This window comes from Kitasatospora sp. NPDC003701 (genome assembly GCF_053587085.1).
Map to the genome: position 1 here is coordinate 42,079 of NZ_JBSFNM010000057.1, position 20,487 is coordinate 62,565.

Sequence of the window (20,487 nt, forward strand, 5' to 3'; positions counted from 1 at the left end):
GGGGACAATGGCGGGGTGATCAGTAGCCCCGTTCTCGACCCGACCCGCCTCGCCAAGTTCCGCGAGGCGCTGCTCGCGGCCTCGTACACCGCCGACGGCTGCCTCGACCTGCTCGGGCCCACCGGCTACGCCGCGCTGGCGCGCAGCGAGGCCGTGCCGGCGCTGCGCGCCACCCGCGGCGGCAGCCCGCTGGAGACGCTGGTGCGGCTGTTCCTGCTGCAGCAGCCCGTGCCGTACCGGGCGGCCGCCGCCGCGCTGCCGGTCGAGGACTGCCTGGCCGACGGCTGGCTGCGCCCGGACGGCGAGCTGGTCCGGGCCACCGTGGACGTCCGCCCGTACGCCAACGAGGTGTCCGGTCTGCCGAGTTCGGACGCCTGGGTGGTCTCCGACCTGGGCTGCGCGGTCGGCGGCGCGGGCGGCATCGGCTCCGGTGAGACCGCGCACGGCGTGGCCCGCAAGGACCTCGTGCTCGGGGTGGGGGGCGCCTCCACCACGCTGGCCAACATCACGGTCCGCCGCCCCGTCCGGGCCGCTCTGGACCTCGGCTCGGGCTCCGGTGTGCAGGCGCTGCACGCCGCCCGGCACGCCCAGCGGGTCACCGCCACCGACCTCAATCCGCGCGCCCTGCGGTTCACCGAGCTGACCCTCGCGCTCTCCGGTTTCGACAACACCGACGCCACCGCCGGCAGCCTCTTCGAGCCGGTCGGGGAGCGGAAGTTCGATCTGATCGTCTCCAACCCGCCGTTCGTGATCTCGCCCGGCGGCCGGTTCACCTACCGCGACGGCGGCATGGCCGGCGACGACCTCTGCCGCAGTCTGGTCCGCTCCGCGGCCGCGCACCTGGAGCCGGGTGGCTACTGCCAGTTGCTCGCCAACTGGCAGCACGTCAAGGGCGAGGACTGGCACGACCGGCTGGCCGGCTGGGTGGCGGGTACCGGCCTGGACGCCTGGATCGTCCAGCGGGAGGTCCAGGACATCGCCCAGTACGCCGAGTTGTGGCTGCGTGACGGCGGCGACCACCGCGGCCCCGGCGGCGACTACCAGGCCCGGTACGGCGAGTGGCTGGACGCCTTCGAGGAGGGCCGGGTCGAGGGCATCGGCTTCGGCTGGATCACGCTGCGGGCGAGCGGTGCCGAGCGGCCCACCGTCCGGGTGGAGGAGTGGCCGCACCCGGTCGAGCAGCCGCTCGGCCCGCACATCGAGGAGTGGTTCGACCGGCAGGACTACCTGCGCACGCACGACGACGCGGGGCTGCTCGCGGCCCGGTACGTGCTGGCCGACGAGGTGGTCCAGGAGCAGGTCGGCGCACCGGGGGCGGAGGACCCGGAACACGTGATCCTGCGTCACAACCGAGGCATGCGGCGGGCCACCAAGGTGGACACGGTGGGTGCCGGGTTCGCGGGGGTCTGTGACGGGACGCTGTCGGCCGGGGAGATCGTGGACGCCATCGCGCAACTGCTGGGCGAGGACCGGGTGGTGCTGCGGGACCGGGTGCCGGAGTCGCTGCGGCTGCTCACCGAGCAGGGGTTCATCCGACCGGTCGACTGACCGCCGCGGCCGATCGGCCTCCGGAACAGGCACTCGGCGGCCCGCCCGCCGCCCAGCCGCCCCCCTGGCACCCTCGGCCACACCGGCCCGGGCCCGATGCGGCCCGGGCCGCATCGGCGTCGCCCGAGGCCGGCGTCGTCCGGCCGGTTCACCTCCCCGTGTCCCCCGGTTCGCCCCCCGGTCGCCGCACGGCTGTCCCGCGTTGGCCCCCGACTGTGAAGCTCTGTCCACAGGCTGTGGACAGAGCTGGGGGCAAGGGGTGGACACGACGACGGCCATGGTGGGCGGCACCGTGCTCGCGCTCTTCGGCGGCGCACTGCTGCTCTGGTGCGCGGCCGAAGTGCGCCTGCGCCACCGCGTGCGACGCCGGGGGGTGCCGGCGGTGGCCACGGTGGTCGCCGAGGCCGACCCGCGCGGTGAGCTGGACAGCGCGCCGCTGCTCTCCTTCTCCGCGCCGGCCGCGACCGCGGGTCCCGGCCCGGGGCGATGCGCCGAGCTGGTGATCACACGGCCGCGCGGCCACACCCCGCTGCGCCGTCCGGCCCGTTTCGCACCGGGTACCTCCGTCCGTATCTCCTACGACCCGCACCGGCCGAGCCGCGCGGTCCTGGCGGCGGCCGAGACCGGGCGGGCCGCGGTGGCCGATCTGCTCTGGACGTCGCTCGGCACCGGCTGCGTCGCGGCGGGGGCCGTCCTGATCACCGCCGGCCTCACGGGCTGAGCGGCCGGGACCCGCAGCGGACCGGGCCGCTCCGGTACGCGGTACAGCGGCACAGCGGTACAACGGCACAGCGGTACAACGGCGCACCCGTCGCTCCGGTACGCGGCACACCGGCACATCCGCCGCCTCGGGCGGGTGCGCGGCGCAACGGCACACCGACCCGGGGAGATACCGGGGCACAAGGCGCACAGGCCCCGAGCGGCGCACCGTCACGCCCGCCCGCCCCCCTACCACCGGCCGGCCGCGGGGTCGTGTCGATTTTCCGTTGACAGATTTTGAAATCCGTCATTCCATCCTTCGAAACCCGCCGAAGCCCCCCTCCACGGGGCGCGATCCTCCATCATCGGGTTACCGTTCGAGTGGCGTCGGTCGGCCTTGCCGGTGAAAAAGCAGGATCCTTCCGTTTGACAAGGGTGGCCGGGGTACGGTCACACTCCGCTGGTGGGGTCGTCGTGCAGCGGCAGCCCCGGGACGGTGGAGGGGTCGGGCGGAGCGCAGCCCGTGCTGCCAGCGCCGACCAGCTCACATAACGACCGGGAGAGAAGAGCGAAGGTGTCCCCGAGCAGCGAGACCGCGCACGGACAGCGACTCGTCATTGTCGAGTCGCCGGCCAAGGCGAAGACGATCAAGGGCTACCTTGGCCCCGGCTACATCGTCGAGGCGAGCGTCGGGCACATTCGGGACCTGCCCAGCACAGCGGCCGAGGTCCCGGACAAGTACACCGGCGAGGTGCGCCGCCTCGGCGTCGACGTCGACCACGACTTCGCGCCCATCTATGTGGTGAACGCGGACAAGAAGTCCCAGGTCAGCAAGTTGAAGTCGCTGCTCGCGGAGTCCGACGAACTCTTCCTCGCCACCGATGAGGACCGCGAGGGCGAGGCCATCGCGTGGCACCTCCAGCAGGTGCTGAAGCCCAAGGTGCCGGTGCACCGGATGGTGTTCCACGAGATCACCAAGACCGCGATCCAGGAGGCGGTGGCCAATCCGCGCGAGCTGAACCAGCGCCTGGTCGACGCCCAGGAGACCCGTCGCATCCTCGACCGCCTCTACGGCTTCGAGGTCTCGCCGGTGCTCTGGAAGAAGGTCATGCCGAAGCTCTCGGCGGGCCGCGTGCAGTCCGTCGCGACCCGGTTGGTGGTCGAGCGGGAGCGCGAGCGGATGGCTTTCCGCAGCGCGTCCTACTGGGACCTGGTCGGCACCTTCGGCACCGGGCGCACCCCGGCCGACGCCGCCAACCCGGAGACCTTCGGCGCCCGGCTCTCCGCCGTCGACGGCAAGCGGATCGCCAGCGGCCGCGACTTCGGCTCGGACGGCCGGCTGAAGGCCGGCAGCACCAACACCCTGCACCTGGACGAGCAGGCCGCCCGCGCGCTGGCCGCCGCCCTGGAGCAGACCGCGTTCAGCGTCCGCAGCGTCGAGTCCAAGCCGTACCGCCGCTCGCCGTACGCGCCGTTCCGCACCACCACGCTCCAGCAGGAGGCCAGCCGCAAGCTGGGCTTCGGTGCCAAGCGGACCATGCAGGTGGCCCAGAAGCTGTACGAGAACGGCTTCATCACCTATATGCGTACCGACTCCACCACGCTGTCGGAGACCGCGATCTCGGCCGCCCGGGCGCAGGTCACCCAGCTCTACGGGGCCGACTACCTGCCGGACGCGCCGCGCACCTACGCCAGCAAGGTCAAGAACGCCCAGGAGGCGCACGAGGCCGTCCGCCCGTCCGGCGACCGCTTCCGCACGCCGGCCGAGACCGGTCTGAGCGGCGACGACTTCCGGCTCTACGAGCTGATCTGGATGCGCACCGTCGCCTCCCAGATGAAGGACGCGGTCGGCCAGTCGGTCACGGTGAAGGTCGCCGGCCGCTCCTCGGACGGCCGGGACGCCGAGTTCTCCGCCTCGGGCAAGATCATCACCTTCCACGGCTTCCTCAAGGCCTACGTCGAGGGCGCCGACGACCCGAACGCCGAGCTGGACGACCGCGAGCGCCGGCTGCCGCAGGTGACCGAGGGCGACCCGCTGGCCGCCGAGCAGCTCACCCCGGAGGGCCACGCCACCAAGCCGCCGGCCCGCTACACCGAGGCCTCGCTGGTCAAGGAGCTGGAGGACCGGGAGATCGGCCGCCCGTCCACCTACGCCTCGATCATCGACACCATCATCGGGCGCCGCTACGTCTTCAAGAAGGGGACGGCGCTGGTGCCGTCGTTCCTCTCCTTCGCCGTGGTCAACCTGCTGGAGAAGCACTTCGGCCGGCTGGTCGACTACGACTTCACCGCGCGGATGGAGGACGACCTCGACCGCATCGCGGCGGGCGAGGCGCAGTCCGTGCCGTGGCTGAAGCGCTTCTACTTCGGTGAGGGCGAGGGCCACGCCACCGGCGGCGCCGCCGAGGCCGGCAACGGCGACGGCGACCACCTGGGCGGTCTGAAGGAGCTGGTGACCGACCTCGGCGCGATCGACGCCCGGGAGATCAGCTCGTTCCGGATCAGCGACGACCTCACCCTGCGGGTCGGCCGCTACGGTCCCTACGTCGAGCGCGCCTCCACCGTCGAGGGCGAGCCCGGCCAGCGCGCCGACATCCCGGACGAGCTGCCGCCGGACGAGCTCACCGTCGAGCTGGCCGAGGAGCTGCTGGCCAAGCCCAGCGGCGACTTCGAGCTCGGTCAGGACCCGGTCAGCGGCAACCAGCTGGTCGCCAAGGACGGCCGCTACGGCCCGTACGTGACCGAGATCCTGCCCGAGGGCACGCCCAAGACGGGCAAGAACGCCGTCAAGCCGCGCACCGCGTCGCTGCTGAAGACGATGGCGCTGGACACCGTCACGCTCGAGGACGCGCTGAAGCTGCTGTCGCTGCCGCGCGTGGTCGGGGTGGACGCGGAGGGCGTGGAGATCACCGCGCAGAACGGCCGCTACGGCCCGTACCTCAAGAAGGGCACCGACTCCCGCTCGCTCACCAGTGAGGAGCAGATGTTCACGGTCACCCTGGAGGAGGCCCTGGCCATCTACGCCCAGCCCAAGCAGCGCGGCCGCGCCGCCGCCGCGCCGCCGCTCAAGGAGCTGGGCACCGACCCGGTCAGCGAGCGTCCGGTGGTGGTCAAGGACGGTCGCTTCGGCCCGTACGTCACCGACGGCGAGACCAACGCCACGCTGCGCAAGGACGACGAGGTCGAGACCATCACTCCCGAGCGCGGCTACGAGCTGCTCGCGGAGAAGAGGGCGCGCGGGCCGGTGAAGAAGACGGCCAAGAAGGCTCCGGCGAAGAAGGCGGCGGCGAAGAAGACCGCCACCAAGACGGCCACCGCCACCAAGACGGCCGCGGCCAAGACCACGGCCAAGAAGACGACGACCAAGGCCGCCGCGAAGAAGACGGCCACCAAGAAGGCCGCCGCGAGCAAGACCACCGCCACCGACGAGGGCTGACCCTCCACCAGTGGCACCGGGCCCGCGTCCTCTCCGGAGGCGCGGGCCCGCGGTCCGTGGACGACCGGTGCGCGGCGTGGTGCGCGAGGCCCTCCGGCGGCGGTGCCGAGCGTGTGCGCGGTCCGTCACAACCCTGCAATGACGGGCATCCGGAAGCCCGCACCCCTCTTTTCCGGCCGGTGCCGACCGCTACGCTGACCGTATGACGAGCGAGGAGCAGCCCACCCCCGGCGCCGGCGGTGCCGCCAGAGCCGGCACGCCCGACCTGCCCGAGGTCGCGCCCGCCGGGACGCCCGGTGAGCGGGCCCGGGCGCTGCTGCGGCTGCGCCCGTACCGCCGCCTCTGGACCACTCAGCTGATCGGCGGCACCGCCGACCGGCTCGGGCTGCTGGTGCTGCTCGCGCTGACCGTGATCGCGGCCGCCCTCGGCGGGCAGTTCGGCGACCTGCCGCGCAGCCTCGCCTTCGCCGTCGCCGCGGTCTTCGCGGCCCGGCTGGCCGCCACCCTGCTGGTCGGCGCCGCGCTGCTCGGCCCGGTGCACGGGCTGCTCGGCGGCAGGCTGGACCGGCGCTGGACGCTGCTCGGCGCGGACGGGCTGCGGGCCGTGCTGATCGGCATCGCGCCCTGGTGGATCGTCTGGCTGGGCTCCGGCTCCAGGCACTCCGGCGCCGCGACCTACGTGCTGCTCGCCACCGTCTTCGTGACCGGCGCGGCCGAGCGGGTGTGGGCGATCGCCAAGGGCGCCGCCGTACCCGGTCTGCTCCCGCCGGCCAATCCCTTCGCACCTCCCGGGGAGCAGCGCCCGTCCGCGGCCAACCTGGAGAGCGTCCGGACGCTGGACCGCCGCACCGGCTGGGCCACCGTGCCGCTCGCGGCCGCCGCGCTGGTCGTGCTCACCCTGGTCAACAACGTCTTCGCGGCGCTCGGCTCGGACTGGCTGCGCGTCCACCAGACCACCTTCGCGGCACTCGGCGCGGCCGCCCTGTTCGCGGTCTCGGCCGTCCGGGCCTACCTGCAGGAGCTGCCCGGCGGCCCGACGGCGGCCGCCCCGCAGTCCCCGCTGCGGAGCCTGCGCGCCCCGACCGACGCCACGCCCGGCCCCGCGCTGAGCAAGGGCCGCACCGGCGCCGCCCCGTACTTCACCTTCTCGGTCGCGGCCGCCTACGCCTCGATGGCGGGCGTCGCCGCGCTCGCGCTGCTGACCGCCGCCGAGCACCGCGCCGGGCCGATCGGCTACGGCCTGCTGGTGCTCGCCGCCGTCGGCACGCCCGCGCTCGGCGCCCGGCTCACCCGGGCCACCCTGCCCGCGCTCTCCCGCCGCCGGCTGCTCGCGCTGGCGCTGCTGACCGAGGGCGTCGCGCTGATCCTGGCCGGCCTGGTGCTGGACTTCGTCCTGGTGCTGCTGCTGACCGTGCTGGCCGGCCTGGCCGCCGGGATCGTCGTCTCGGCCGGGCGCTCCCTGCTCGCCCAGGAGGTCGAGGAGGCCCGGCTGCCGAAGGTCACCGAGCACCTGTACGCGGTGCTGCGGGCCGTGGTGGGCGGTGCGCTGATCGTCGTCCCGCTGATCGCCGCGGCCTACGGCGAGGTCGAGTACGGCACCGTCGAGCCCGGTTCGTTCACCTTCATCCACGGTGGCGCGGCCCTCGCGGTGGCCACCGCCGGTCTGCTGACCCTGGTGCTCGCGGCCGTCGTGCTGCTCAAGACCGACGACCGGCGGGGCATCGCCCCGTTCGGCCGGGACCTGGCGGACGCCGTGCGCGGCGCCACCGGGCCGGCCCCGCACCGCACCACCGGTACCGGTTTCTTCATCGCCCTGGAGGGCGGCGACGGCGCCGGCAAGTCCACCCAGGCCCAGGCGCTCGCCGAGTGGATCCGGGGCAAGGGCCACGAGGTGGTGCTCACCCGCGAGCCCGGCGGAAGCCCCGTCGGGCAGCGGCTGCGCGGCCTCGTCCTGGACGTCGGCAACACCGGCCTGTCGCACCGCGCCGAGGCGCTGATCTACGCCGCCGACCGCGCCGAGCACGTCGAGAACGTCATCCGCCCGGCGCTGGCCCGCGGCGCGGTGGTGATCACCGACCGGTACATGGACTCCTCGATCGCCTACCAGGGCGCCGGCCGCGACCTGGCCGCCACCGAGGTGGCCCGGATCTCGCGCTGGGCGACCGGCGGGCTGGTGCCCGACCTGACCGTCGTCCTGGACGTCGACCCGACCCGGGCGCGGGAGCGGTTCACCGAGGCGCTGGACCGGCTGGAGTCCGAGCCGACCGAGTTCCACCAGCGGGTCCGGTCCGGCTTCCTCGCGCTGGCCGCCGCCGACCCGTCCCGGTACCTGGTCGTGGACGGCAGCCAGCAGCCCGGCTTCGTCACCACCGCGATCCGCCACCGGCTCGACCGCGAGCTGCCGCTCTCCGAGCAGGAGAAGGCCTCCCGGGCCGAGCAGGAGCGGCTCGCCCGGGAGGAGGCCGAGCGCCGCGCCGCCGAGGAGGCCCGCCGGCGCGCGGAGGAGGAGGCCGCCGAGCGCAAGCGGCTGGAGCTGCTGGAGCAGCTCCGGGCCGAGCAGGCGGAGAAGGACCGACTGGCCAAGGAGGCGGCCGAGCGGGCCGCCGCCGAGGCGGCGCGCAAGGCGGCCGAGGAGGCCCGGCGCAAGGCGGAGGAGGAAGCCCGCCGACGGGCCGAGGAGGAGGCCAGGCAGCGCGCGGCCGAGGAGGTCCGGCTGGCCGCCGAGGCCGCCGAGCGCAAGCGGCTCGCCGACGAGGCGGCCGCCCAGGCGGAGCTCCAGCGGCAGCGGGAGCTGCAGCGCGAGGAGCAGCGCCGACGCGCCGAGGAGGCCCTGCAGCGGGCCGAGGAGGCCCGGCTGGCGCAGGCCGCCGCGCTCGCCGCGGCCGCTGCCGCCGCCGAGAGCGCGGCGGACCGGGCGGACCGGCCCGCACCTCCGGCCGACGACGTGACCACCGAGCTGCGGATCGTGCGGGAGCCCGAGGACGCCACCCAGGAGATCTCCGAGCGGGACCGCCGGGCGGCCGTCCGCGCGGCCGAGGCGGCCGGCGCCGCCGGAGCCGGCGGCGCGTCGGGGAGCCGGGCTCCGGAGGTCGATGCGACGGCGAAGCTGCCGGTCGTCCCCGCCGCCCCGGCGGACGAGACGGCCGTGCTGCCCCGGGTGCCGTCGGCGGACGCCGACCGGTCCGGGACGGGGCGCGACCAGGCGGACCGGACCGAGGTGCTGCCCCGGGTCGAGCCGGGCCGCCCGGCCGACCGGGTGCCGCCGGTCGACAGCACCCGGGAGCTCCCGGTGGTCGAGGAGCAGCCGGCCGCCGAACCGCGCCCCCGGCCCTCCTGGGCCGAGGAGACCCCGATGGACGACCTGCCGAGCCTCACCGACACCCTGCTGGGCTCGCGCGACGAGTGGGCCCGCTGGCAGCACGACGGCCCCGCCGGCCGGGCGCCGCAGGACCCGCGCGGCGGCGCGGCCGCTCCGCCGGCGGGCGCCGGTGGGCAGAGCGGCCCGGGTCCGACCGACGACCGGGGCGACGGCAAGGGCAAGGGCCGGCGCTGGGGGCGCCGGAGCTGACCGGGGCCGGGCGGGCTCGGCCGACCCGGCGGACCGGGCCGCGGCCGGTCGGCGGTTCACGAGGTGAGCGGTCGACGGCGGTGACGCGGTCCGAGGGGCGGCGACTCCGCCCGGACCGGCAGTGATTCGACGGACGACGGGCGGTGCGGCCGGGGCGGTGCTCCGGCGGCACCGCCCGCCGTCGTACCGGGCACGTATGCTCGACCGCGGGTAACCGTGCCCGGAGCGCCGTCCGCCGCGCGGGTGGCGGGAGCCGGCGCAGTCCGTACCGAGCTTGGGAGCAGCAGTGGCCGTCTGGGACGACCTGGTGGGCCAGGAGCGGGTGGTCGAGCAGCTGACCGCCGCGGCCCGGGCGGCCGGGGCGACGGCCGCCGCCGGTCGCGGGGCCGCGACGCAGCCGGGCGGCAACGCCTCGCTGATGACGCACGCCTGGCTCTTCACCGGCCCGCCCGGGGCCGGTCAGGTCACCGCCGCCCGTGCCTTCGCCGCCGCCCTCCAGTGCACCAGCCCGGATCTCGCGCTCGGCGGCACGCCGGGCTGCGGCTTCTGCGACGGCTGCCACACCGTGCTGGCGGGCAGCCACGCGGACGTGAAGTACGTGCGCACCGACGGCCTGTCGATCGGCGTCGGTGACATGCGTGCCCTGGTGCTGCGGGCGTCCAGCTATCCGACCGGCGGCCGCTGGTCGGTGATCCTGGTCGACGCCGCGCACCGGCTCACCGAGGCCGCCGCCAACGCGCTGCTCAAGGGCGTGGAGGAGCCCTCGCCGCGCACCGTCTGGCTGCTCTGCGCGCCCTCCGTGCAGGACGTGCTGCCCACCATCCGCTCGCGCTGCCGCCTGCTGGTGCTGCGCCAGCCCGCCGCCGAGGCCGTCGCCGACATGCTGGTGAACCGCGACGGCGTCGACCCCGGGACGGCCCGGCTGGCCGCGCTCGCCGGGCAGGGGGACATCGAGCGCTCCCGTCGGCTGGCCGTCGACGACCAGGCCCGCACCCGGCGTACCGAGGTGCTGCGGATCCCGCTGGAGGTCGGCGACATCGGCGGCTGCCTGGCCGCCGCCCAGCGGCTGGTCGACACGGCGAAGGCCGATGCCGAGGCGCTCGCCGAGACCCAGGACGCCAAGGAGACCGACGACCTCAAGGCCGCGTACGGCGCGGCCGAGGGCAGCAAGACCCCGCGCGGCATGGCCGGGGCGGTCAAGGAGCTGGAGAAGCGGCAGAAGAGCCGCGCCACCCGCACCCGCCGGGAGACGCTCGGCGTCGCCCTGCTCGACCTGCTCGGCTTCTACCGGGACGTGCTCGCCCTCCAGCTGGGCTCCACCGGCGCGCTCGCCAACGAGGACCAGCGGCCGGCGCTGAACCGGGTCGCCCAGGCCGGCCCGCCGGAGGGCACGCTGCGGCGGATCGAGGCGGTGCTCGCCTGCCGGCAGGCGCTGGACCGCAACGTCGACCCGCTGCTGGCCGTCGAGGCGATGACCGTCGCGCTGCGGGCGGGCTGAGCCGGTCCCGTCGCCGGTAGGGCTTCCCGCGCTACCCGCGCGTCCCACCTTCGAGTGAACGGGCCGTACGCGCCGGGCACACCTGCGTGTGACCGCCGGGTCGTCTTGCACGCTGGGGCCGACTGCGCCCCGACGCCGGGGCCGTCGCGTCCCGTCCGGCGCCGGCTCCCCACCGGTCGTCCGGCCCTCCTCCCGAGGCGGTGCGTCCCATGGTCCGTTCGCTCCTGCTCGTCCCCCTACTGGCCGCCGCCGCAGGTGGCATCTGGCTCGCCCGCGGCGCCCTGCTGCGCTGGCGTGACCTGCGGGCCGCCGAGACCTACGAGCTGACCGGAGATCAGCGGCCGATGCTGCTGCGCGCGGCCGGCGCGATGGTCTGCGGCGTCTGCGTCACGGCGCTGACCCTGTTGACGGCCCTGGGCACCTTCGGCGGCTTCGGCGGTCCGGCCTCGCGGTCCGACTCCGCGGAGCTCACCGCCGACACCGCGAGCGAGGGCGGGGCGCGGCAAGCCGCGCCGCCCGCCGCCGAGGCGCCCGCCCCGCCCGCTCCGGCGGCCCCGGCGGTCGCGCCCGCTCCGGCGCCCGCCCCGGCCGCCGTGGCCAGCCGGTTCGACAGCGTCGGCCACCCGGGCGGCGGCGAGCTGCTGCAGTCCGCCGTCCCCGGCCCGGACGGGCACCCGCGCAACGTCCGGGTCTGGCTGCCCGCCCAGTACGCCAAGGACCCGAACGCCCGCTTCCCGGTGGTCGTGATGCACGCGGCCACCCCGCGCAAGACCGCCGACACCGAAGTCCCGGACGTCTTCGAGGGCCTCGGCTCCGCCGTCCAGACCGGCAAGGCCCGCCCGTTCATCCTGGTCGCCCCCGAGGCGCCGAACGGCACCGCGCACCCGTGCGAGCTGGTCGCCGCCGCCCCGCAGGCCATCGCCGACGACGACGCGCTGCGCACCACCATCGCGGCCACCTTCCGCACCCTGCCGCCCGGCCCGGCCTCCTGGGGCACCCTCGGGGTCGAGGGCGGCGCGCCCTGCGCGGCGGCCGCCGGCCTGGCCCGCCCCGACCTGTACGGTGCGGCCGCAGCGGTCTCCGGCCGGTACGACACCGTCGCGCTGACCCGGACGGGTGCCGAGGCGCCCGCCAACGCCGCCCCGAAGCTGCTGCTCGCCGCCGCCAAGGCCGACGCCGCGGGCCTGGACGCGGCCCGCAAGCTGCAGGCCGCGCTGCGCGGCGGCACCGGCGCGGCGGCCCGCGCCGACGTCCGGATCTCCGAGAACGTGCAGGACTACACGGCCGACCGGGAGCGGCTGCGGCTGGTCCGGCAGGCGGCGCAGTACCTGGCCGAGACGCTGGCGAAGGCGTCCTGAGCAGGGTGCCGGCGGAGGCTAGTCTGCGCGGTACCAGGGGTGTCGGCAGCGGCCGCGCCCCCGCACCCGAAGGGAAGCGGATGAGGGCAGGGCGGAACGGCCGCGGGCGGGCGGTGGCCGCGGTACTGGCCGCCGCCGGGTTGCTGGTCGGCGGGTGCAGTTCCTCCTCGTCCACCCCCGGGGCGGCGTCCTCGGACACCATCGGGCCCGGCGCCCCCTCGCCCTCCGCACCCGCCTCGGGGGGCTCGGCGCCGGCGCCCGCCTCCCGGCCGGGCGCCACGCCGCTGGAGCCGCTCCCGGCGGCCGTCCCCGCCGCGCTGGCGCCGTACTACGGGCAGCGGCCGGCCTGGCAGCCGTGCGACGACGGGTTCGAGTGCACCACCTTCGCGGTGCCGCTGGACTACGACCACCCGGGCGGCGGCGACCTCACGCTCGCGGCGGTCCGCTCGGTCGCCGTCCCGGCCGATGCGGGGTCCGGGGCCGGGTCGGGTTCGGGGTCGGGGTCGGGCGCGGGGGGCGGCCGGCTGGGATCGCTGCTGCTCAACCCCGGAGGCCCCGGCGGCTCGGCGATCGAGTACGTGGAGGCCGTCGCCAAGACGTACGACAGCGACGTGCGCGCCCGGTACGACCTGGTCGGACTCGACCCGCGCGGGGTCGGCCGCAGCAGCCCGGTGACCTGCCTGACCGGCGAGCGGATGGACGCGTACACCGCCGCCGACATCACCCCCGACGACCAGGCCGAGATCGACGCCCTGGTGGCCGCCGACCGGGAGTTCGCCGAGGGCTGCCGGCAGCGGGCCGGCGACCGCCTCGCCCACCTCAGCACCGTCGAGGCGGCCCGCGACATGGACGTCCTGCGGGCGCTGCTCGGCGACGAACGGCTCAACTACGTGGGCAAGTCCTACGGCACCTTCCTCGGTGCCACCTACGCCGGGCTCTTCCCCGGCCGGACCGGCCGGATCGTGCTGGACGGCGCGATGGACCCGTCGCTCGACTCGCTCAGCGGCAACCGCACCCAGGCCGGCGGCTTCGAAACCGCCTGGGCGGCCTTCGCCAAGGACTGCGCCAAGCGCGAGGACTGCCCGCTCGGCCGCACCGAGCAGCAGGTCGGCGACCAGCTCAGCGCCCTGTTCGCCGCCGTCGACGCCAAGCCGCTGACCACCGCCGACGGCGCCCGCCGGCTCACCGAGTCCCAGGCGACCACCGGCGTCATCCAGGCCATGTACGCCGACTTCCTCTGGCCCAAGCTGCGCACCGCGCTCGCCGACGCCAAGGCCGGCGACGGCACCGCCCTGCTCAAGCTGTCGGACTCGTACTACGAACGCGGCCCGGACGGCTCGTACCCCAACCTCATGTTCGCCAACATGGCGGTGAACTGCCTGGACCTGCCCGCGCCGTTCGCCGCCCCGGCCGACGTCCAGCAGGCGGTGCCGGACTTCGAGCGGACCTCGGCGCGCTTCGGCCGCGACATGGCCTGGATGGCGCTGACCTGCACCTACTGGCCGGTCAGGGCCACCGGCGCCGCGCACACCGTGCGGGCCGCCGGTGCCGCTCCGATCGTGGTCGTCGGCACCACCCGCGATCCGGCCACCCCGTACGCGTGGGCGCAGTCCCTGGCCGGGCAGCTGGAGTCCGGCCGGCTGCTGACCTTCGACGGCGACGGCCACACCGCCTACGGCCGGCACGACGCCTGCGTCGACGGGGCGGTCAACGGGTACCTGCTGGGCGGTGAGGCGCCGGAGCAGGGGAAGCGCTGCGGCGGGTAGGGCGCGGGGACGGGTACGGGGACGGGGACGGGCGGGGGAGTGGGCCCGGGAGCGGGCGGGCGCGGGCGGAGCGCGGGTAATTTCGGCTTCAACTGCCGACCGGTGCGACGTTACGATGAGCGCCCCGCCACCCCTGCCACCACCTCACCGGAGCCCACCGTGCTCGGAGTCAACGACCTGGCGACGTACATCCTCGGCGCCCTCGTGATCATCCTCCTCCCCGGCCCCAACTCCCTGTACGTGCTGTCCGTCGCCGCCCGCAAGGGCGTCCGGACCGGCTACACCGCCGCCGCCGGCGTCTTCGTCGGCGACTTCACCCTGATCAGCCTCACCTCGCTGGGCGCCGCCTCGCTGCTGGAGGCCAACCCGGCGGTCTTCGCCGTGGTGAAGTTCGGCGGCGCCGCCTACCTGCTCTGGATCGGCATCGGCATGCTCCGCGCCGCCCGCCAGCTCTGGCGCGAGCACCGCGCCGCCGCGGCCGCCCCCGAGACCGCCGCCCCCGTCGCGGAGGCCACCGAGCGCCCGTTCCGCCGGGCCCTGGTGATCAGCCTGCTGAACCCGAAGGCGATCCTCTTCCTGCTCTCCTTCTTCACCCAGTTCGTGGACCCCACCTACGGACAGCCGGCCCTCTCCTTCGCCCTGCTCGGCGGCATCCTGCAGACCTTCAGCCTGCTCTACCTCTCCATGCTGATCTTCGCGGGCACCACCCTCGCCACCGCCTTCCGCCGCCGCAAGCGGCTCTCCGCCGGCCTCACCAGCGGAGTCGCCGTCCTCTTCGCCGGTTTCGCCGCCAAGCTGGCCGTCTCCTCGGCCTGATCGCGCCGCCGCGGAAGCCCGTTACGGATCACCCGCGAACCTGTGTAGACTGGCCCGCGTTGCCACCACGTGCGGCAACGGTGCCGCCTTAGCTCAGTTGGCCAGAGCAACGCACTCGTAATGCGTAGGTCATGGGTTCGAATCCCATAGGCGGCTCAACGAAACCCCAGGACTCACTCGCCGTGACCTGGGGTTTTGTGTGTTCGCGGTCAAGTTGCACGCTGCCGCCAGGGCGAATCATGGCATGTACGCGGCATGAAAGTGCCCGAGGGGTGCCCGGTTGTCCGGGGCCGTGTATCGGGGGTACTTGGCAGGTCGTGGACGGGTTGCGGTTGGCGCAACGGAAGCGCCCCGATCCTCGTTACACAGCGTGAGATTTCCGCGAGGGAGGGGCTGTCGATGCCTGATCCGGTCGTTGTTGCGCTGGACCGTGCAGCTGAGGGGTTCGTGTCGTTCGACCAGCTGGCGGACCGTCTGGGGGCCGCGGTGGTGTCCGCCGCGCCGGAAGACTCGATCAAAGTCGAGGCCCTCGTGGCGGCGGCCAACTACCGGCTCGGCCTGGATGGCACCTTCACTAGCTTCTACCGCGGCGCTACTCCTGAGCGCTGGCCGGCCGAGATCGAGAAGGTGCCGGCCGAGACGCTGGAGGTCTGGGCGACCTACGCCGACACTGCCGAGCACCCCGGGGTGCGGGCCCACCTCCACGATCTGCTGGCCGCCGCCGGTCACGGTCAGCGGCATCTGCACATCAGAGCGGCCATCGCCGACTACCGTGAGGCCGCCGAGTGGTTCGCTGCGGCCCAGGAAGTCGTACCCGGTCGCTGGCGAGCAGGCGAGAACCTGGTCCGGGCCTTCCTCCTCGCCGTGTCGGCCGGGCAGAAGGACCTGGCGAGCGGCCTCGTCACGGACATGCAGGCCATGGCGGAGGAATCGCTGGACAGCTCGGACCCGGCGCCCGGGATCGTAGGTCTGCTGATCGACCCCCTGCTGGAGCGGAAGGCGTACAAGCACTCGGCCCGCCCCTTGGTGGAGAAGGCGATCGAGACCTTCAAGGACAACCCCCACCACCAGCTGGACTTCCTCGCCGACCTGCGCTCCCTGGAAGCCGACGAGACCGCACGCCAGCTGATCGACCGCCGGCGGGTCGAGGCCCTTCTCGACGCCGCGGAAGCCGAGGAGGGGCCCACCAAGCTGCTGCTGCTCCACACCGCCGCCGTGATGGCCAGGGACAGCGGCAGGAGCGACCTCTACGACAAGGTGCGCATCGAGCAGCAGAAGCTCACTCACCAGGACCTGAAGCTGGAAACCGTCACCACGGCGGTCGACCTGCCAACCGAGGTGTTCGAAGCCTGCGAGCAGCAGGTCGCGCAGGCCCCAAGCCTCGCCGAGGCCCTCTGGGCCGTCGCTTCCTGGGCCGCGCCGGTCGGCGACGAGTCGACCACCGACGCCGACCAGCAGGACGAGCTGAAGGCCGGGTTCCTGCGGCTGCCGACCAACCGGCTCAACCTCGCCGGCCCGGTCCTGGCGCACGTGGACGCGATCGAGAAGGACCCCGGCAGCGACCTCCGGATCGTCCGGATGGAACTCGCCGGGCTGCTCGTCGCACATCAACTCGACTGCATCTGGAGGCGCTTCGACCCGAGCGACGCCGAGATCGCGAAGGTGCTCACCCACGAGGAGGTCGCTCCGCTGGCCAAGATGCGCGAGCTGGCGAGCGCGTTCCGGGCGTACTGGTACCGGGAACCGACGGCGGCGAAGACCGCCCTGCCACTTCTGGAAGGCGTGCTGCGTCGGCACCTCAAGAACGTCAGCGTCCCGATCATCCAGCCGGCGAAGGGCGTCGTCGACCAGCTCGGCACACTCATCGACAAGATGGTCGACGGCGGCTTCGACGCCGGCTGGCAGACCACCTTCCGCCTGCTGCTCGCCGACCCCAAGGAGGGGCTGAACCTGCGCAACGCGGAGCTCCACGACCTCCGGGACGAGCCGCTTCACCACCACCACGTTGCGCTCGTGCTGCTGGCGACGCTCGTGGTCCTTCGAGCCGCCCACAGTCCGCAGTAGGCGGGCTATTGGCGGGAAGCACTACGAGCCCCGGCGCTTCGCGCCGGGGCTCGCATTCGTCGTTGACCACTTCGGAAGGGCGGGCTGCCCGCCGTTGGTCTAGCGGGGCCGCCGGGCCTCCCGCTCGCGGATCGTGTCGATCACCGTCTGGGCAAGGCCGACCCCGACGGGGCGGAACGGGGCACCAGCTTCTTCGGTCGGTTCGCGGACGGGCGCAGTGAGGTTGGCCAGTACGCCGTCGTCCAGGTCCGAGTCGGAGTCGGCCTCAAGCAGCACGGTGATCTCGTTCGTGGCGGGACCGGGGCTGATGGTCAGGTTGTAGTGGCACAGGGAGGTCGCGCCGGTGGCGTCAGCGATTTCGAGGTGCCCCGAGATGTGGTCGGGCAGGCCGGGGGTGGACGTGGGGTGGTCGCTGTCGTGTGGCCACAGTGTGAGGTTGAGGTCGGGGGCCAGCGCGGTGAGCTGGTCCGCGGTGGCGATGATGGCGTGCGCTTGGCGGAGGTTCATCGGAGGGCGCTCCCGGTCGTAGAGGGCTGATGGTGGAACACGGCGCTGGCCATCAAGTGGCTTGCCGAGGAGTCGGGTTCAGCTTGCCACGGCAGTCGGACGCTGGTCGCAGCTGCTGGCGGCGGCCAGGGCTGCGGCCTCGGCGAAGGTCAGGGTGACAGGGGCAGGGTGGGCGAGTGCCCAACTGAGGAGCCGGGCCTCCTCGGGGATCGAGGGGTCGGCGAGAAGCCGGCGAAGCTCCGCAGCAGGGGGAAGGGCGGACGGGGGAGTGGACATGGTCCTCCACTGGTCGGGAGACGGGCGGGCACCGGAGGCGGCGCTGGCTGGTCCTGGCCGCTGGCGGCGGTCAGGGTGTGGAGCTACTGCTGCAGGGGCAGCACGATCACCGGGCGGTTCAGGCGGCGCCTGCGCCGGGGACCGTGCGTCGCCGCCGGGGGACCAGGGCGACGACCGCTTCGGCGGCGTCGCGGGCGAGTTCCGACAGCACCGTCTGGTACGTGTCGCGGGTGATCGAGGTGTCGCTGTGGCCGAGCATCTCCGAGACGACACGGATGTCCACGCCCGCGAGCAGTGCGAGGGTGGCCGCGAGGTGGCGCAGGTCGTGCAGGCGGACGGGGGGAAGTCCGGCTGCGGCGGTCAGGCGTTGGAACTCCTCGCTCACCCAGGCAGGGTGGAGCCAGGTGCCGTCTTCGGCGGTGAAGATGCGGCCGGTGTCGACCCAGGCCGGTCCCCACTTGAGCCGTTCCAGCTTCTGCCGGTGACGGTGGGCCACGAGCGACCCGGTGGTGTCGCCGTCGAGGCTGACCTCGCGCGAGCCGCTGGTCGTCTTCGGCGTGCCCTCCAGCACCTCCCAGTTGAGCTGAACGAGGGTCGTCTCGACGGTGAGCTTCTGGGACTCCTGGTCGAAGTCCACCCAGCGCGCACCGACGCCCTCGCCGCGGCGCGGACCGCGGAAGATGTAGAGGTGCCACAGGGCGTACAGCCGGTGCTCCTCGACGAAGTCGAGGAAGTGGCCGGCCTGGGCCGGGGTCCAGATCATCACAGGGGACGGCTTGAGACCGGTGCGCCGCCACTCGGCGATGCGCGCGGCCGTCCAGACGAGCGCCTTGGGCTTGGGGGCGGTTTCGAGTTCGACGTGGGCGGCGGGGTTGAAGGTGATCAGCTGCCGCGCGATGGCGACGTTGAGCGCGGCCCGCAGCGTCGCACGGATGTGCTGCTGGGTCGACAGGCCGGTGACGCGGCGGAAGGGGGGCATCTCCGCGATGGCCGCCCGGGCCACGCGCCGGGCCGCCCGGCCGACGACCAGCTTGAGGTCGTTGACCGCCTGGCGACGTTGGGCGTTCTGCTCGACGATCTCCTCGTTCGTGTCGTTGATCGACTCGAACATCGTGTCCAGGTGCTCGACCCGAAGCCGGTCGAGCCGCAGAGCGCCCACGTGGGGCTTGAGGTGGACGCGGATATCCGTCTCGTAGCGGGCGGTGCCCGTCGGGCGGAGCTTCTTCCGGCCCGCGAGCCAGGTGTCGAGCCACTCGCCGACCGTGATCACGGTAATCAGGCTGTGGCCGGCCTTGACCTTCCGGCTGGTCTCCTCGACGTCGGGGAGGTCCGACTTGGTCCGGATGCACGACATGATCATGTCGCTGACGACCCGGCGGGTCTCCGGGTCGTCCTTGGGGGCGAGCGCGAGGAGTGCCCGGACGTGGTCCAGTTCCTTCTGCGCGGCATCGGCTCCGGAGAAGCCGGAGCGGCGGAAGGTCCTCCGCTTGCCGTCCTCGTCGGGGTGGACCTCCTGGCGCACGGACCAGACGCCGTGCTTGCGGGAGCTGAGCTTCGGGCAGGCCGAGTAGTAGTGCGCCCCGGTGGCGGGGTTCCGGCACGAGCAGCGCCGGTTTATGGAGCCTTTCAGGTGGTGTCCTCCTGTTCGTCGGGGGCGATGAAGGCCAGAGCGGCCGGAAGGGGCGCGGGGTGCAGCCCCTGGGTGCGCATGCGGGCGCGGGTGTCCCGCAGTCGCTGGCAGTCCTCGGTCGCGATTCGCTCGAACTCGGTTGCCTGGCGCGATAGTTGCTGATAGCGGTCGGAGCCGACGTCGTGGCGGGCTGCCTGGGAGCGCCGCTCGCGTGCTTCGTGGGTCGAGATGAGCGCCGTGCGGACGTCGACGGCGTGCTCGCGGAAGACCGAGAGGACGGCGCGCGGCCGGTCCTCGGAGGCGCCGCCGTCGGGGTGGTCCTCGCCCATGATGAGCATCGCGGCATCCCAGACCGGCAGTCTCAGGTTGGGGAGGAGGTCCACCTCGGCCTCGCCGTCCAGTGGGACGAGGAGGCTCACCAGCGGTACGCCGGTGGCGACGGCGATGGCGATGGCCTCCTCCAGCCTGACGGACTCGCGCCGGGCGGTCTCGATCTTGTTGAGCGCGTTCGCGGCGGTCGGGACTCCCAGTTCGGTGCAGGCGGCGGCGAGGGCCGGCGCGCTGAGGCCGGCGGCGGTGCGAGCGGCCTTCACCGCGGCGCCGAAGCGCGCGGTGAGGTCCTGAATGGTGGGCTGCGGTGTCATGAGAGAAGTGTAACTTGCAGAATGCTTCTTTGGTGGAAGCTGTGATAGATGTTTCTCTCACAGAGAACGTGCAGCATCGGGAAGGTCGATATGCGGGAAGTGAAGGCATTGGGTGAAGCGCGGTACTCGCGGGCAGCGCTCGCGAGCCTCCCTCCGGCCATGCTGCTGACGGACGCCAACCGCCTCCTCGCCCTGAGCCGGACCAAGGGCTACCGGATGGCCCGGGATGGCGAGTACCCCTGCGCCACCATCCAGGTCGGCGACGGCCACAGGGTGGTGACGGCCGAGCTGCTGCGCCTCCTCGGCCTGGACGACACAGGTCTCCAGCGCGCGTTCGCCGCGTTGCCGCCGGCCATCCCGCTTCCGGTGGCGAATACCCTGCTCTCGCTCAGCCGCACGACGGGGTACAGGCTGGCCAGGACCGGCCAGTACCCGTGCGCTGTGATCCACCTCGGCAAGGAGTACCGGATCCGCAAGAATGAGTTGCAACGGCTGCTGCGAGTCGAGGACGCGCCCAGCAGCAAGGCTGTCGCGTGAAGCTGCCGCGTAGCTCCACTTCAACGGCATGGGAGTGCTCGGCCCTAGTAGTACTTCGTTAGGTTGATTTGATCTTGTGGTCGTGGCGGTGCATGCTGCGGTCTGTGGATCTTGGTGAGGTGGAGAAGCTTCGTGGAGAT

Annotated in this window: 14 protein-coding genes and 1 tRNA gene; 11 read left to right on the forward strand and 4 right to left on the reverse strand. The window is 73.7% G+C overall.

All coding sequences use genetic code 11. From position 1 onward, the window contains the following. Positions 1-15 precede the first annotated feature (15 nt). The 10 genes from ACWDRR_RS35345 (at position 16) to ACWDRR_RS35390 (ending at position 16,753) form a co-directional block, all read left to right on the forward strand. The gene (locus tag ACWDRR_RS35345) at positions 16-1,548 is read left to right on the forward strand and encodes a DUF7059 domain-containing protein (protein ID WP_449776357.1); all 1,533 of its coding nucleotides are present in this window, start codon (positions 16-18) and stop codon (positions 1,546-1,548) included. A 259-nt stretch (positions 1,549-1,807) separates the two neighbouring features. Beyond that, a complete protein-coding gene (locus ACWDRR_RS35350; protein WP_449776358.1) occupies positions 1,808-2,269 on the forward strand; it encodes a hypothetical protein in 462 nt (153 codons plus the stop codon). 552 nt (positions 2,270-2,821) lie between these two features. Continuing rightward, positions 2,822-5,683 carry a type I DNA topoisomerase gene (gene topA / locus ACWDRR_RS35355; RefSeq protein ID WP_449776359.1) on the forward strand — a complete coding sequence of 954 codons (2,862 nt, stop codon included), beginning with the start codon at positions 2,822-2,824 and terminating at the stop codon, positions 5,681-5,683. A gap of 202 nt (positions 5,684-5,885) precedes the next feature. Further along, entirely contained in the window at positions 5,886-9,251 is a 3,366-nt protein-coding gene (gene tmk / locus ACWDRR_RS35360; protein WP_449776360.1) for a dTMP kinase, read from the forward strand. 286 nt (positions 9,252-9,537) lie between these two features. Continuing rightward, positions 9,538-10,749 (forward strand): DNA polymerase III subunit delta', encoded by a 1,212-nt coding sequence (locus ACWDRR_RS35365; RefSeq protein WP_449776372.1) that lies wholly within the window; start codon positions 9,538-9,540, stop codon positions 10,747-10,749. 209 nt (positions 10,750-10,958) lie between these two features. After that, complete coding sequence (locus ACWDRR_RS35370) at positions 10,959-12,107, forward strand: hypothetical protein (RefSeq protein WP_449776361.1); 1,149 nt, start codon at positions 10,959-10,961, stop codon at positions 12,105-12,107. Positions 12,108-12,187: 80 nt separating this feature from the next. Further along, entirely contained in the window at positions 12,188-13,873 is a 1,686-nt protein-coding gene (locus tag ACWDRR_RS35375) for an alpha/beta hydrolase (RefSeq protein WP_449776362.1), read from the forward strand. A gap of 159 nt (positions 13,874-14,032) precedes the next feature. Continuing rightward, positions 14,033-14,689, forward strand: coding sequence for a leucine efflux protein LeuE (gene leuE, locus ACWDRR_RS35380; protein ID WP_449776373.1), 657 nt, complete (start codon positions 14,033-14,035; stop codon positions 14,687-14,689). Between the two features lie 82 nt (positions 14,690-14,771). Continuing rightward, a tRNA-Thr gene (locus ACWDRR_RS35385) sits at positions 14,772-14,845 on the forward strand. Between the two features lie 291 nt (positions 14,846-15,136). Beyond that, positions 15,137-16,753, forward strand: coding sequence for a hypothetical protein (locus tag ACWDRR_RS35390; protein WP_449776363.1), 1,617 nt, complete (start codon positions 15,137-15,139; stop codon positions 16,751-16,753). Positions 16,754-16,852: 99 nt separating this feature from the next. On the opposite strand, the gene ACWDRR_RS35395 is transcribed toward ACWDRR_RS35390, so the two are convergent. The 4 genes from ACWDRR_RS35395 to ACWDRR_RS35410 all read right to left on the reverse strand — a co-directional run bounded on the left by ACWDRR_RS35395 (position 16,853) and on the right by ACWDRR_RS35410 (position 19,810). Continuing rightward, on the reverse strand, positions 16,853-17,260 hold the full coding sequence (locus tag ACWDRR_RS35395) for a hypothetical protein (protein ID WP_449776364.1): 408 nt from the start codon (positions 17,258-17,260) through the stop codon (positions 16,853-16,855). A gap of 78 nt (positions 17,261-17,338) precedes the next feature. After that, entirely contained in the window at positions 17,339-17,536 is a 198-nt protein-coding gene (locus tag ACWDRR_RS35400) for a hypothetical protein (protein ID WP_449776365.1), read from the reverse strand. 118 nt (positions 17,537-17,654) lie between these two features. Beyond that, positions 17,655-19,058 carry a tyrosine-type recombinase/integrase gene (locus ACWDRR_RS35405; RefSeq protein ID WP_449776366.1) on the reverse strand — a complete coding sequence of 468 codons (1,404 nt, stop codon included), beginning with the start codon at positions 19,056-19,058 and terminating at the stop codon, positions 17,655-17,657. Positions 19,059-19,162: 104 nt separating this feature from the next. Next, the gene (locus ACWDRR_RS35410) at positions 19,163-19,810 is read right to left on the reverse strand and encodes a helix-turn-helix domain-containing protein (RefSeq protein WP_449776367.1); all 648 of its coding nucleotides are present in this window, start codon (positions 19,808-19,810) and stop codon (positions 19,163-19,165) included. 159 nt (positions 19,811-19,969) lie between these two features. Between ACWDRR_RS35410 and ACWDRR_RS35415 the strand changes: the two genes are divergently transcribed. Next, positions 19,970-20,347 carry a hypothetical protein gene (locus tag ACWDRR_RS35415; protein WP_449776368.1) on the forward strand — a complete coding sequence of 126 codons (378 nt, stop codon included), beginning with the start codon at positions 19,970-19,972 and terminating at the stop codon, positions 20,345-20,347. Positions 20,348-20,487: the final 140 nt, after the last annotated feature.

What these genes read in the sequence shown, in the direction of transcription:
- tmk (WP_449776360.1), top strand. Translation starts at nt 5,886, where the DNA reads ATGACGAGCGAGGAGCAGCCCACCCCCGGCGCCGGCGGTGCCGCCAGA.
- ACWDRR_RS35370 (WP_449776361.1), top strand. Translation starts at nt 10,959, where the DNA reads ATGGTCCGTTCGCTCCTGCTCGTCCCCCTACTGGCCGCCGCCGCAGGT.
- ACWDRR_RS35375 (WP_449776362.1), top strand. Translation starts at nt 12,188, where the DNA reads ATGAGGGCAGGGCGGAACGGCCGCGGGCGGGCGGTGGCCGCGGTACTG.
- ACWDRR_RS35395 (WP_449776364.1), bottom strand. Translation starts at nt 17,260, where the DNA reads ATGAACCTCCGCCAAGCGCACGCCATCATCGCCACCGCGGACCAGCTC.
- ACWDRR_RS35400 (WP_449776365.1), bottom strand. Translation starts at nt 17,536, where the DNA reads ATGTCCACTCCCCCGTCCGCCCTTCCCCCTGCTGCGGAGCTTCGCCGG.
- ACWDRR_RS35410 (WP_449776367.1), bottom strand. Translation starts at nt 19,810, where the DNA reads ATGACACCGCAGCCCACCATTCAGGACCTCACCGCGCGCTTCGGCGCC.
- ACWDRR_RS35415 (WP_449776368.1), top strand. Translation starts at nt 19,970, where the DNA reads ATGCTGCTGACGGACGCCAACCGCCTCCTCGCCCTGAGCCGGACCAAG.